Genomic DNA, 13,115 nt, shown 5'->3' with positions numbered 1-13,115 from the left:
CGTTCGACGATTCGAGTGGTGGGACATTGTATCTGATGCAGCTCGGCTGCGAACAGGATTTGACCAAATGAGCACAACGCTGGACGAACTGCTGGCTTATATCGACACAACCTTGGAGCCTGGGAGGTTTCGCGATTACTGCCCGAACGGATTGCAGGTGCAGGGCCGGGACAAAGTGACCCGGATTGCCTCGGGCGTCACGGCCAATCAGGCCTTACTGGATGCCGCGATCGAATGGGGTGCCGATGCCATATTGGTGCACCACGGCTATTTCTGGAAGGGCGAGTCTGCGCCCGTTGTGGGGATGAAGCGCCGCCGCCTGGGTGCACTGCTGGGCGCCGATGTCAGCTTGCTCGCCTATCACCTGCCGCTGGATGCGCACCCCGAATTGGGCAACAACGCTCGTCTGGGGCAACTGCTGGGGATTGATGGCTTTGAGCCGCTCGACCCGGAGGATCGCCAGGGCGTGGGCAATATCGGCAATTTGCCGGGTGGTCAGACAGCCAGCCAGTTTTGTCGCCAGATTGAGGCGCTCACGGGGCAGGTGCCGCTGCTGATTGGTGAGGCTGACGCGCGTGTCAATCGTGTGGCCTGGTGTACCGGGGCTGCGCAATCCTATATCGATGCCGCCGTGGCCGCGGGTGCGGATTTGTTCCTGACGGGTGAAGTGTCGGAGCCCACGGTGCATACGGCGCGGGAGGAGGGTATTCAGTTTGTCGCCGCCGGTCACCACGCCACCGAGCGTTATGGTGTGCAGGCGTTAGGTGAGCGGCTGGCGCAGGTGTTCTCTATCGAACACCGGTTTATCGATATCGCTAACCCGGTGTGACGCCTAGACCCGCGGGGGGACGGTGGGGGACTCCTCGGCTGCGGTTGCAGTGCGGTCCAAGCCAAACTCTTCGTTCAGCATGCCTTTTTCATCAGGTGATGTTTTTGGCGCGTAGTCCAGGGGTTGTTGAATGTCTGCCAGGTTGGCAGGAATCTCGGCAGGGTCCTGGCTGGCAGCATTCACCATGGCGACTGGCCCCTTGCCCTGGCACAGGTCGCTGGCGCCCTTGGCGAGATGATTGTGCACATCGCGATAGCTGCTGGTAAGTTGGTTAAGCAGCTGTGCCGTCTCTGAAAAGTGCTCGACCACTTCGTCTTCGTACACTTTCTTGTCTTGCAGAACCTGGTCCAGTTTGCGCTCTACTTCACGGTGTTTCTGGCCGGCAGGAGAGGAGCGGCGACCGATGAGCAGGCCTGCGGCCAGGCCGGCAATCAGTGCTGCTGCGGCAGCGGCAATTACAATAGTCAGGTCGTACACAAATCAATCCTCTTGCCAACATCCCGCCTGAAGCGCGGGCCGCCAGTATACAAGGATTGCCTGAGTCGCCAAAGGGTCTGACCACATTGCCCCCCAGAAGGACGCGCTCGCGCTGCGCACGTGGCGGTTTGTCAAAGGGCGTGCATTGCCAACGGCAGGCGCGGTGGGTAAAGTGTGCCGCCAAATTTCAGCCGGTATTGTCATGTCTACACCCTGGCAGCGCTATCAGTCAGATCTCCAGCGGGAGGGGTTTAGTCACGACCCTGCCCAGGAGGAGGCCGTACGCCTGTTGCAGGACCTTTACGAGCGCCTGGTGGCGCGCTATCAGCAGCGCGAAACCGGTCTGGGCAGCTTTATCCGGCGCCTGCGCAAGCAGCCATTGGAGCCGGAGATCGGCCTTTATCTGTGGGGCGGGGTGGGGCGCGGCAAGACCTATCTCGTCGACACGTTTCACGACAGCCTGCCTTTTGAGCGCAAACTCAGAATCCACTTTCATCGCTTCATGCAGCGCGTTCACATTGAGCTGACGCAGCTGGAGGGCGAAAAAAATCCGCTCGAAATCGTCGCGGATCGCCTGGCAGAGGAGGCGATCGTAATCTGCTTCGACGAGTTTTTTGTCACCGACATTGGCGATGCGATGATTCTGGGAGGGCTCATGGAGGCCCTGTTTGCCCGTGGCGTCAGCCTGGTGGCGACTTCCAATATTGTCCCTGAGAACCTCTATGAGAACGGCCTGCAGCGCCAGCGTTTCCTGCCCGCGATTGCGCTGGTCCAGAAATACACCAAGGTGGTGAACGTCGACGCGGGTATCGACTACCGGCTGCGCACGTTGCAGCAGGCCGAGTTGTATCACTATCCATTGGATCAGGCGGCAGATCTCAGTTTGCGCAGTAGTTTTGAGGCCCTGGCGGTAGAGCCGGGTAAGCATTGGGAGCGTATCGAGATCAACGGCCGCTATCTGACCGTGCGCTGTCTTGCCGACGATGTGGCCTGGTTCGAATTTGCCGAACTTTGTGACGGGCCGCGCTCCCAGAACGACTACATCGAGCTGGCACGTATTTTCCATGCGGTGCTGCTGTCCGGCGTGCCCCGGTTTACCTCGGATCTGAACGATCAGGCCCGCCGCTTTATCAATCTGGTGGATGAGTTCTACGATCGCAATGTGAAGCTGGTGCTTACCGCACAAGCCCCGCTGCTGGAGCTCTATGCCAGTGGCAGCCTGGAGTTTGAGTTCCAGCGCACTCAGTCACGTTTGCAGGAGATGCAGTCTCACGAGTATCTGGCCCGTGAGCACCGGCCCTAGGCCCCGTCCCATTGGGGAATCGGCGGAGTGTGAAAATTCCCACAAACGTCCGCCGATAGGTGCCGATAAGTCGCGAAATAACTTCGATTTTCTGCTTGAAAAGGATGGGGGCAGCGGGTAGTATTCGCGCTCTCGAAATTGGAGCCCTCCAAGAGGCGGTTATTCTCATGAAAACTTATAGTGCCAAAGCAGAAGACGTATCCCGCGACTGGTTCGTGGTGGATGCCTCTGACAAAACCCTGGGGCGCCTGGCAAGTGAAATTGCGCATCGTTTGCGCGGCAAGCACAAGGCCGAATACACACCTCACGTAGACACTGGCGATTACATCGTCGTGATCAATGCGGAAAAGGTTCGTGTAACCGGCGCCAAGGCGACCGACAAGATTTACCACAGCCACACTGGTTACCCCGGTGGTCTGAAGTCCATCTCTTTTGAAAAGCTGATCGACAAGGCCCCTGAGCGCGTTATCCAGGGTGCAGTTAAAGGCATGCTGCCGCGTAACCCGCTGGGCCGCGCCATGTTCAAGAAGCTGAAAGTGTACGCGGGCAGCGAGCATCCGCACGCCGCACAACAGCCGCAAGCACTTAATATCTAACGGGTTTTATTATGTCAGCTACTCAATATTACGGAACCGGTCGCCGCAAGACCTCTACTGCACGGGTTTTCTTGCAGTCTGGTGCCGGTAACATCACCATCAACAAGCGTCCGCTGGACGAGTACTTCGGCCGCGAAGTGGCACGCATGATCGTGCGCCAGCCGCTGGAGCTGGTTGAGATGAACGACAAGTTCGACGTCAACGTGACCGTTGCAGGCGGCGGCAGCTTCGGCCAGGCCGGTGCGATTCGCCACGGCATCACCCGCGCGCTGATGGAGTACGATGAGTCTCTGCGCGGCACCCTGCGCGGTGCGGGCTACGTGACTCGCGACGCTCGTGAGGTTGAGCGTAAGAAGGTCGGTCTGCGCAAAGCGCGAAAGCGTCCTCAGTTCTCCAAGCGTTAATTCGCTTGTCGGTCCGGATTCGGGCCGAGACAGGATTCGAAACGTCCGCTCCCGGATGGGAGTGGACGTTTTTTTATGCCCACGTATTGCATAATTGATTAGGGCCAATTCACACCGTAAAACGCTTAAGAATCAAGGCGCTTACCTTGTAACAAAGGGCCAAAATCCGTACTATTTGCACGATTTTGTGAGGCGCGGATTTCGGGGCGACATTTCCCACGCCCGCCCGCGTCAAACCTAGGGGAGAAAAGCATGAGTAGTGATGGCGTAAACACCGGCAGGAGAAAGTTCCTGACGGCTGCCACCAGTGTGGTGGGCGCTGCCGGCGCAGTGGGCATAGCTGTGCCTTTTCTGGGTTCCTGGAACCCGTCAGCCAAGGCGAAAGCCGCCGGCGCGCCTGTTAAGGCAGACATCGGCAAGCTCGAGCCGGGCCAGATGGTAGTGGTCGAGTGGCGAGGTAAGCCCGTGTATGTCATGCACCGGACACCCGAGCAGGTCGCGGACCTTCCTAAGCTCGACGGCATTTTGAAGGATCCCCAGTCCGAGATCTCCGAACAGCCCGCCTACATCGGCGGTGTTGATCGCTCACTGCGTCCGGAAATTCTCGTGGTTGTTGGTCTGTGCACGCACCTGGGCTGTGCGCCCAAATTCCGTCCTGAAGTCGGCGCAGCCGATCTCGGCGGCGATGACTGGCTGGGCGGTTTCTTCTGTCCTTGTCACGGTTCCAAATTTGACCTGGCGGGGCGCGTCTATTCAGGCGTACCGGCTTCCGCCAACCTTGTGGTTCCCCCGTATTCCTTCGAGGGTGACAACGTCCTTGTAATCGGCGTGGATACGGAGGCTGCCTGATGATCAATATGCTTGTTGGATTGCGTGACTGGGTTGATGAGCGTCTGCCTATCATGCGCGCGTGGGACACCCACATGGGCAAATACTACGCGCCCAAAAACTTTAACTTCTGGTATTTCTTCGGGGTCCTGTCCCTGTTGGTACTCGTCAACCAGCTGCTCACCGGTATCTGGCTGACCATGAACTACACCCCCAGCGCGGAAGACGCGTTCGCCTCTGTCGAATACATCATGCGCGATGTCGATTACGGCTGGATTCTGCGCTATATGCACTCCACCGGGGCCTCGGCCTTCTTTGTGGTGGTGTACCTGCATATGTTCCGCGCACTGTTATACGGATCGTATAAGAAGCCGCGCGAACTGATCTGGATCTTCGGCATGCTGATCTTCGTGGTCCTGATGGCTGAGGCTTTCGTGGGTTATGTGCTGCCCTGGGGCCAGATGTCCTACTGGGGAGCCCAGGTTATTATTTCGCTGTTTGGCGCGATCCCGGTTGTCGGTGAAGACATTGTGACCTGGATTCGCGGTGACTACCTGATTTCCGGCGCTACCCTGAACCGCTTCTTCGCCCTGCACGTGGTGGCGTTGCCCATCGTGCTGCTGGCCCTGGTAGTACTGCACCTGCTGGCGCTGCATGAGGTGGGTTCCAACAATCCCGATGGTGTGGATATCAAGAAGCACAAAGACGAAAATGGGGTGCCTCTGGACGGCGTTGCCTTCCACCCCTACTACACCGTTCACGATCTGCAGGCGATTGCGGTGTTCCTGTTCATTTTCTGTGCGGTGATGTTCTTCCTGCCGGAAATGGGTGGTTTCTTCCTCGAGTTCGCGAACTTTGAGGAGGCCAATGGTCTTAAGACGCCCGAGCACATTGCCCCGGTCTGGTATTTCACTCCATTCTACTCGGTGCTGCGTGCAGTACCGGACAAGTTCTGGGGCTTCGTGGCGTTTGCTGCTTCAGTCGCTATTCCTTTCCTGCTGCCCTGGCTGGACCGCAGCCCGGTACGCTCCTGGCGCTACCGCGGCAACATCACCAAAGTGATGCTGGTGCTGTTTGTGGCTTGTTTCTTGATCCTGGGCGTTCTCGGCGTTCGTTCAGTGACCGATGGTCGTACTGTCCTGGCGCAGATTTGCTCGGTGTTCTACTTCGCGTTCTTCCTGCTGATGCCGATCTGGTCGTCTATGGACAAGACCAAGCCTGTGCCCGAGCGTATTACTACCGATGGCGGTATTGGCTTCTGGGGCAGCATGGGCGGTCTGGCGCTGATTATGGCGTTGACAATTCTGCCGCTCAAGGCCGTGGGTGCCGAATCCGCTTTTAACTGTGGCGAGATCGAATGTGATGAGTTTGTCGTCGATCTGGAGGACAAAGCTTCCCTGCAAAATGGCGCCAAGCTGTACATGAACTACTGCATGGGCTGTCACTCTCTGCAGTACTCGCGTTATAACCGTGTGGCTGACGATCTGGGCATTCCCGCTGACCTGATGGAAGCGAACCTGATGTTCGATCCCGCCAACAAAATCGGCGATCTGATGGAAAATGCCATGGACGACGGTACCGCCAAGGTCTGGTTTGGTGCGACCCCGCCGGATCTGACGCTTGTGGCACGTGCGCGCTCTTCGATAAGCCGTACGGGCCCGGAGTGGCTGTACACTTACCTGCGTAATTTCTACCGGGATGACAGCCGCCCCTATGGCGTCAACAACCGCGTATTCAAGGATGTGGGTATGCCCCACGTCATGCTTGAAATGCAGGGCATGCAGGAGTGTGCCATGGGGCCGGTCAAGGCCAGCAACGGCGGCATTAAGCGCGATCCGCTCACAGGCGAGAATATTCTCGAGGATCCCTGTGGCTCCTGGTCCATCGCTGAGCCCGGCACATCGACGCCAGAAGAGTTCGATGCGGCCATTTACGACCTGGTGAATTTCCTGGCTTATACAGCCGAGCCAATGGCAATGGAGCGCAAGCGCACCGGCGTCTTTGTACTGCTATTCATCGTACTGTTCTTTGTCTTCGCCTGGTTGCTCAACCGCGAATACTGGAAAGACGTACACTGATCCTGAGCAATCGCACTGCAGCAGCGTGGCGGGACGCCACGCTGCGTTTTTGTTTCTAGCTTATTTAAAGAGGAATTTTCCATGGGTGTTGTGGCAAAGCGGTCTTCAATGACCTTTTTCTCGGACCCCACCAGTCACTACAGCCACCGGGTACGCATTGTCCTGGCGGAGAAAGGCGTGACCGTGGACCTGATTGAATCCGACTCGGCACACCCCCCTGCGGAGCTGTCCGAACTGAACCCCTACAACAGCCTGCCGACGCTGCTGGATCGCGACCTGGTGTTGTACGAATCCAAAGTGATGATGGAATACCTGGACGAGCGCTTCCCGCACCCGCCGCTGTTGCCGGTGTACCCGGTGGCTCGCGCCGAGAGCCGTCTGCTGATTCACCGCATCGAAAAAGACTGGTGCGCGCTGGTGGATGCTATCCAGCACACCCGCAGTGAAAATGTGATCAAGAAGTCCACCAAGGAACTGAAGGAAAGCATCACCGCTATTGCGCCGATTTTTGCCGAGAAGCCCTTCTTCATGAGCGAAGAGTTCACCCTGGTGGATTGCTGCATTGCCCCCATTTTGTGGCGCCTGCCTTCCCTGGGTGTGGATATCCGCAATACAAAGCAGACCAAGCCGCTGTTTACCTATATGGATGCACTGTTCAATCGCGAGTCCTTCCAGGAAAGCCTTTCCGAGCAGGAACGGGAAATGCGCTCCTGAGGGAGCGCCAGTCTCTGCTCGATATCACGCCAGGATGACACCTAGTCGCCCCTACATCATGCGCGCACTCTACGAGTGGATCGTGGACAATAGCTGCACGCCCTATATTCTCGTCGATGCCACCATGGAGGATGTTTCGGTGCCCGAGCAGTATGTTAAGGACGGTCAGATTGTTCTCAATATATCGCCGACAGCGGTGATGGACCTGGACATGAGCAATGATGCCGTGGTCTTTAATGGTCGCTTCGGGGGTGTGGCTACCGATGTCTATGTGCCGGTGACGGCTGTGGTGGGTATCTACGCTCGAGAGAACGGCCAGGGTATGGTGTTTGAGTCGGAAGAGCCGCCGGAAGACGATCCCACACCGCCCGAAGACACACCACCGGAACCCTCCGGTAAGCCCGAGGGGCGCCCCTCGCTGAAAATCGTCAAGTAAGCACGCCCTGCGACGGGGCGTGCCGGCGACGCTTAATCGATGAGCTCAAACAGTTTTACTACTTTCTGCACGCCACCAATATCGGATGCCTCTGCCGCAATGCGCTCGGCTTCTTCGCGGGTGGCCAGACCCATAAGATAAACCACGCCGTTCTCGGTCACCACCTTGACGCGGTTCCCCTGGATATCGGTATTGCCCAGCAGGAATGATTTCACTTTAGTGGTTATCCAGGTGTCTGACGTGCGGGTCATGCCTGAACTGGGCGCCGAAATTTCCAATTCATTGTAGATGCGTCGCACACCACGAATCTCGCGGACCACATCCGTTGCCTTGCTTTTGAGTGCCTCGGAGGCGACCTGGCCGACCAGCAAAACGTAACCGTTGTAGCTGACGATGTTCAGGTGGGCATTGTCAAAGGCTTCATCGGCGGCGTGGATATTCACCCTGGCTTTGGTCTCTATGCTGTCGTCTTCAATCAGGCGGCCCCAGGTGCGCTCGCCCTGATCCTCCTCGATGGTGTTGGATTCCATAGAAGCGAGCATGTGGCCGCAACCGGCTAGGCTTAGCAGCGAGGACAGGAAGAGGCATTGCAGCAGGCGTTGGGTCATGAGTGTCCGATTCCGAATAAATTAGCTTCAATGAGTTGGCAAAGTGTCTGTAGCACCATGGTGTGTAATTCGACCACGGTGCGCCGGCAGGTTCCGTTCACCGCAATGGAAAAGTGCGCATCGGCCAGAGCGGCGCCAGCGCACAGTGTCAGGCTGGTCATGCCGCGATCGTTGGCGCAGCGCAGTGCCTCTAGTATGGCTGGGTCCGGATCGAGGCTGCTGCTGATGGCAAGCAGTACGTCGCCTTCCTGTCCCAGGGCACGCAAGCTGTGGCTGAATCGCCCTGCGGCAGGAATGCTTCCGGGGATGCTGTTGTCGGTACAGATGTTCAGCGCAGGTAGTGCCGGGCGCTCTTCGCCGACGCTGTAGAGCAGGCTGGTGCAGAGCAGCTGGGCGAGGGCGGCGTCCACGCCGCTGCCACAGCTGATAATTTTGCGGTCCTGCAGTAGCGCCTGGGTCGATAGTTCGGCGGCACTGGCGATGGGGTCGGCGAGCTGATCCACCGACATGGCGGCGCTCTCGAGTGTGCCCTGAAAGCGTTCAGCAATGATCTGGTAGTGGTCCACGGGTTCTCTTTCTCTGCGATTGGCGCCGCGTTTTAGAAGGCCGAACGAATCCAGCGAACGGCGGGGTTATCGGGGGATTGTCGCGGCTCAATGGCAACCACGTCAAATCTGCAGTGCACGGCCGTGGTTTGATAGCGTTGCAATAGGTAGTGGAGAGCGGTTCTGCGCAGCTTGTCTTGCTTTCGCTGATCGACCGACTCGGGGGCGCGGGCGTAACGTGAGATGCTGCGCGCACGGACTTCAACAAAGACCAGCTGGCCGCGGTCACATGCTATGAGGTCGATTTCGCCCAGCTTGCAGCGATAGTTTCTGCTCACTATCTGCAACCCCTTTTGCTCTAGCCAGTGGGCTGCCCATTGTTCGTAACTGTCCCCGAGAGATTTCATCTCAAAGGGATTCTAGTCAGCGCGGTGTCACCCTGCCTCTATCAAATTCAGCCGGCACCAGCTCGCGTTCAATCTGTAGCTGCGGGTTGAGGCTGAGCAGGCCCGTGTTGCCGCGAATTAGCAGATCAGGGCCAGCCTGGAGTTGCAGGAATCTTGATTGCAACAGATAAGCATCCACACCCAGTGCGTTCAGGCGGGGGTAGGCGTTGTTGCCGCCGTCTGCCAGTTCTGCCTGAAGCGCAGGACTTGAGCCCAGTAACCAGGGGAGTTCGACCAGGTTCAGGCCGTTGAGGTCCCGGTCGCGTTCGTCGGGGCTGCCGTGGTAGACGCTCGATGTGGCGTAAACCGGCAGTGCGCCAGCGTAGTGGAAGGCCAGCAACGGTTTAAGCGAGCGGGCTTCTGCGGCATTGCGTGCCAGCAGGAAGATGGCGTCGACATCCTCGCGGCGGCGCGGGGTAAATTCCACCGGTTCTGCGAGCATGTCACGGATCTGGCGTCGACGGGCCTCGCTGCTGGCGATGCCCAGGCCGTTCTTGATGCTGACGGAATAATCGTCCTGGCCGGTGTATGCAATGGCACTGCTAAAGCTGCCCCCCAGTGTCTGCCAGCGCTCGCGCAGGGCCTGCTCCATTTTGTCGCCCCATGCCCCGGCCGGCCGCAGTAGTAACGCGCGGCGGGCGCCATCGCCAAATGCCACCTCTGCGATTTGGGCTGCCTCGTCCTCGGGCGCCAGGGCGAACTGGATCAGGGCGCTATCGCCCGGTGGCAGGGCGCCGTCCATCTGGTTGAGAGCCAGTACGGGAACGGGACGCGAGGGTGACAGAGCAAGTTCGGCGACCGCGTTTTTGCTCAGTGGGCCGACCACCATGCCGGCGCCGCCAGTGACGGCGGCCTGATAGGCTTCGGAGATCGTCGCGTACCGGTCACTGTCAATAATCCGCACCTCGTAGGGCGCGGCATTGCCCTTGCGCGCCGTGAAATAGCTCGCCAGATAGCCGTCCCGAACGGCTTTTCCTGCAGGGGCGAGACGCCCGGACAGCGGGAGCATCAGTGCTACCTGTGAAGGTGCGGCGGGTGTGCCCTGCAGGTATTGCAGTCCGCCGGGCAGCGGCGAACCCGCGGGATGGGCGGGGTAGGTGGATTGCCACTGCGGCAGTTCGCTGGCGATGTGGGTGGGATCCTGGTTGGCAATCGCTGCCAGGGCCAGCCATCCGCGCCATTCGGTCTCGATGCTGGCGGCGGCCGCTTGTTCAATGTCCGTTGCTTTCACGCGCATCAAGTCGTGCCAGACACTGCGTTTCAGGGCGGGCTGGTCGGCGCTGGGCGCGATGGCGATTAACTGGGTGCCCAGTTGGGCGCTGGTGAGGTGGTCGCGCTGTAGGTCGAGTAAGTGGCGGCGAAAGTTGTAGACACGATAGGTAATAGCGGGGTGAACGCCGGGGGAGGCCGCTTGGTTCAGCAGCGAAAGTGCCCGGTCCTCTTCGCCGCGCATGTGCGCTATGCGCGCCTCGAGATAGTCCCAGAGTGCCTTGTCGTTTGTGCCCAGCGGTTCTTCCGACAGCGGGGCGAGTGTAGTTTCTGCGACCATCCACTCGCGGCGGGCCAGCGCCGCCTCCGCTACGCGAAACTCAGCATCGAAAGCACTGGGGGGCATGTTCAGTTCCTTCATGCCGGGCGTTATCTCAATGGTGGGTCCGGCCGTCGTGGAAGTCTCTTGCGGCTGCGGGCCGGCGCACGCGATTAACAGCGCGGACAGGGCGGCACCGAGTCCGGTTTTACAACGACGCCAACGGGGGGATTGAGTTGCTCTCATGCTATGCTGCACCGATTGAATTCTGGCAAGCCTGCCACAGAGTGCGGCGGCACGCGATAGTATAAGGGGTATTTGTGGACACCGGGTTGTATATTGTTGCAACACCCATCGGTAATCTCGGCGACATGGGGCAGCGGGCGATAGAGGTATTGGCGGGCGCTGACCTGATCGCCGCCGAAGATACGCGGCACAGCGCCAGGCTGTTGCAGCACTTTGGGGTGACCACGCCTGCTATCCCCTATCACGAACACAGTGGTGACCGTACCCCCGAGCGGATCATGCAAACCCTCGCTGAAGGTGGTGCGGTGGCGCTGATCTCCGATGCCGGTACGCCGCTGATTTCTGACCCGGGGTATCGTCTGGTCAGGGACGTACAGTCTGCGGGTTACCCGGTCGTCGCAATTCCCGGTCCCTGTGCAGCGATCGCCGCGCTCAGTGCTTGCGGTCTGCCCACTGATCGCTTCCGTTTTGAAGGCTTTCTGCCCGCCCGAGCCGGCCCTCGGGAGCAGCGGTTGCAGTGCCTGGTGGACGAATCAGCCACGCTGGTGTTTTACGAGGCGCCGCACCGCGTCCTTGAAGTGCTCGGGGCAATGGCGGCGGTGTTCGGGGAAGAGCGTGAGGCGGTACTGGTGCGCGAGCTGACCAAAACCTTTGAGACTTTGCGCCGGGCGCCGCTAGCTGAGTTGGAGGCGTTTGTTGCGAGCGACGCCAATCAGCAGAAAGGTGAAATTGTCTTAGTGATTGCCGGCCGCGATGAGCGCGATGTCACCCTGGATGCGGCCACGGCGAAGTTGCTGCAGCGTCTGGCCGAGGAAATGCCCGGCAAAAAAGCCGCTGCTATCGTTGCGGAGCACACGGGGCTCAGAAAACGTGAACTCTATGACTATTTACTTGCGCAGAAGGGATAGGTAGTCTTCGCCGCGAGTCGGTTGGGCGATCGCTCTTCACCTGGTGGAGGGAGGAAAGTCCGGGCTCCACAGGGCAGGGTGCCAGATAACTTCTGGGGGGCGCGAGCCTACGGAAAGTGCAGCAGAAAGGAAACCGCCTCTGCGTGCAGAGGTAAGGGTGAAAAGGTGCGGTAAGAGCGCACCGCGCGGCTGGTAACAGGCGCGGCGATGGTAAACCCCACTCGGAGCAAGACCAAATAGGAACTCGTGTGCCGCGGCCCGCGGTGGGTTCGGGTAGGTCGCTTCAGGCAGCTGGTGACAGTTGTCGCAGATGAATGGTCGTCCACGACAGAACCCGGCTTACAGACCGACTCGCTTACTGAAGCCCCCCGACCTGCCGGTCGGGGGGGTTCTTCATCTTTGTCACCCGGTTTTTATGGCCTCTTATTCCGATTGGAAATAAAGAAACTCCCTTAGATGAAAAACTAACCTGTAACTTAAAGTAAATCATTAAGTATTCGAGTTAGGGGGCTGTTTTCTAAAAATATTTAACTTGATAAATCTCGTTTTTCTCGTTGAAATCGTTCGTAAAGGCTTGAATTTACTGCGTTTTTTCTGGGAGGGCGCGGTTGACCTACTCCATCTGCAGGCCTATAGTGTCGAAAAGTGGGAATAAGTGGATAAATCTGTCTTTTTGTGGATCAAAAGGACGGTGGAGTGGGGAAGCACGCCGTGTTTCGTGGAGTACAGCACATATCAATGGATGCGAAAGGACGCCTGGCAATGCCGGCGCGTCAGCGCGAGCCGTTGCTGTCCCAGTGCGAAGGCAAAATTGTTGTCACCATTGATACCCAAACCGCCTGTTTGGCGGTCTATCCCCTGCCAGAATGGGAGCGCATCGAGCGCGAAATCCAGGCGTTGCCGGCTCTGAAGCCCGCAATCAAACGTTTCCAGCGCCTGGTACTCGGCTATGCCACCGATATTGACCTGGATGCCAGTGGGCGCATGTTGCTGCCCCAGTCCCTGCGCGACTACGCCGAGCTGGAGAAAAAGCTCGTGCTGGTCGGGCAGGGCAACAAGATGGAGATCTGGTCTGAAGCATTGTGGATGGCCGAACGGGAGCAGGCGCTGGCGGATGCAGGTCCGCTAACCGAGGTTCCCGACGAATTATTGTCGCTGACACTGTAGGT

At 58.7% G+C, this 13,115-nt stretch carries 15 protein-coding genes and 1 other RNA gene; 11 read left to right on the top strand and 5 right to left on the bottom strand.

Features of this window, described 5'->3' with window-relative positions; translation table 11 throughout:
• Positions 1–67: 67 nt before the first annotated feature.
• A complete protein-coding gene (locus tag A3709_RS04255) occupies positions 68–829 on the top strand; it encodes a Nif3-like dinuclear metal center hexameric protein (RefSeq protein ID WP_066050528.1) in 762 nt (253 codons plus the stop codon).
• A 3-nt stretch (positions 830–832) separates the two neighbouring features.
• Here the strand turns inward: A3709_RS04255 and A3709_RS04250 are convergent, their stop codons facing one another.
• Entirely contained in the window at positions 833–1,306 is a 474-nt protein-coding gene (locus A3709_RS04250; RefSeq protein ID WP_082849882.1) for a YhcB family protein, read from the bottom strand.
• Positions 1,307–1,508: 202 nt separating this feature from the next.
• On the opposite strand from A3709_RS04250, the gene zapE reads away from it, so the two are divergent.
• From zapE to A3709_RS04215, 7 genes are all read left to right on the top strand, one after another.
• The gene (gene zapE, locus A3709_RS04245) at positions 1,509–2,609 is read left to right on the top strand and encodes a cell division protein ZapE (protein WP_066050900.1); all 1,101 of its coding nucleotides are present in this window, start codon (positions 1,509–1,511) and stop codon (positions 2,607–2,609) included.
• 167 nt (positions 2,610–2,776) lie between these two features.
• The gene (gene rplM, locus A3709_RS04240; RefSeq protein WP_066050897.1) at positions 2,777–3,205 is read left to right on the top strand and encodes a 50S ribosomal protein L13; all 429 of its coding nucleotides are present in this window, start codon (positions 2,777–2,779) and stop codon (positions 3,203–3,205) included.
• Between the two features lie 11 nt (positions 3,206–3,216).
• Positions 3,217–3,609 carry a 30S ribosomal protein S9 gene (rpsI, locus tag A3709_RS04235; RefSeq protein ID WP_066050525.1) on the top strand — a complete coding sequence of 131 codons (393 nt, stop codon included), beginning with the start codon at positions 3,217–3,219 and terminating at the stop codon, positions 3,607–3,609.
• Between the two features lie 252 nt (positions 3,610–3,861).
• Positions 3,862–4,458: a ubiquinol-cytochrome c reductase iron-sulfur subunit gene (gene petA / locus A3709_RS04230; RefSeq protein ID WP_066050522.1), complete on the top strand. Its 597-nt coding sequence runs from the start codon at positions 3,862–3,864 to the stop codon at positions 4,456–4,458.
• Positions 4,458–6,515, top strand: coding sequence for a ubiquinol-cytochrome c reductase (locus A3709_RS04225; protein WP_066050520.1), 2,058 nt, complete (start codon positions 4,458–4,460; stop codon positions 6,513–6,515). The genes petA and A3709_RS04225 overlap by 1 nt, the downstream gene beginning before the upstream one ends.
• An 81-nt stretch (positions 6,516–6,596) precedes the next feature.
• Positions 6,597–7,229, top strand: a complete 633-nt coding sequence (locus tag A3709_RS04220; RefSeq protein ID WP_066050517.1) for a glutathione S-transferase N-terminal domain-containing protein — start codon at positions 6,597–6,599, stop codon at positions 7,227–7,229.
• 34 nt (positions 7,230–7,263) lie between these two features.
• Positions 7,264–7,665 carry a ClpXP protease specificity-enhancing factor gene (locus A3709_RS04215; protein WP_066050514.1) on the top strand — a complete coding sequence of 134 codons (402 nt, stop codon included), beginning with the start codon at positions 7,264–7,266 and terminating at the stop codon, positions 7,663–7,665.
• A gap of 32 nt (positions 7,666–7,697) precedes the next feature.
• Here the strand turns inward: A3709_RS04215 and A3709_RS04210 are convergent, their stop codons facing one another.
• From A3709_RS04210 to A3709_RS04195, 4 genes are read right to left on the bottom strand one after another with little or no spacing between them, the layout of a single operon-like run.
• Positions 7,698–8,273, bottom strand: a complete 576-nt coding sequence (locus tag A3709_RS04210) for a BON domain-containing protein (RefSeq protein WP_066050512.1) — start codon at positions 8,271–8,273, stop codon at positions 7,698–7,700.
• A complete protein-coding gene (locus A3709_RS04205; protein ID WP_066050509.1) occupies positions 8,270–8,839 on the bottom strand; it encodes an SIS domain-containing protein in 570 nt (189 codons plus the stop codon). Before A3709_RS04205 ends, A3709_RS04210 begins: the two co-directional genes overlap by 4 nt.
• Positions 8,840–8,871: 32 nt before the next feature.
• Positions 8,872–9,225 (bottom strand): YraN family protein, encoded by a 354-nt coding sequence (locus tag A3709_RS04200; protein ID WP_066050506.1) that lies wholly within the window; start codon positions 9,223–9,225, stop codon positions 8,872–8,874.
• A 16-nt stretch (positions 9,226–9,241) separates the two neighbouring features.
• Positions 9,242–10,879 (bottom strand): penicillin-binding protein activator, encoded by a 1,638-nt coding sequence (locus A3709_RS04195; RefSeq protein ID WP_197484063.1) that lies wholly within the window; start codon positions 10,877–10,879, stop codon positions 9,242–9,244.
• A gap of 245 nt (positions 10,880–11,124) precedes the next feature.
• Here A3709_RS04195 and rsmI point away from each other — a divergent pair, with 245 nt between their 5' ends.
• The 3 genes from rsmI to mraZ all read left to right on the top strand — a co-directional run bounded on the left by rsmI (position 11,125) and on the right by mraZ (position 13,113).
• Complete coding sequence (gene rsmI / locus A3709_RS04190; protein ID WP_255359714.1) at positions 11,125–11,946, top strand: 16S rRNA (cytidine(1402)-2'-O)-methyltransferase; 822 nt, start codon at positions 11,125–11,127, stop codon at positions 11,944–11,946.
• Positions 11,947–11,959: 13 nt separating this feature from the next.
• Positions 11,960–12,304: RNase P RNA component class A (gene rnpB / locus A3709_RS04185), an RNA gene on the top strand.
• A 353-nt stretch (positions 12,305–12,657) separates the two neighbouring features.
• A complete protein-coding gene (gene mraZ / locus A3709_RS04180) occupies positions 12,658–13,113 on the top strand; it encodes a division/cell wall cluster transcriptional repressor MraZ (RefSeq protein WP_066050892.1) in 456 nt (151 codons plus the stop codon).
• Positions 13,114–13,115: the final 2 nt, after the last annotated feature.

This window comes from Halioglobus sp. HI00S01, from assembly GCF_001635445.1.
Lineage (GTDB): Bacteria > Pseudomonadota > Gammaproteobacteria > Pseudomonadales > Halieaceae > Halioglobus > Halioglobus japonicus.
This window is presented reverse-complemented; position numbering and strand designations above follow the sequence as displayed.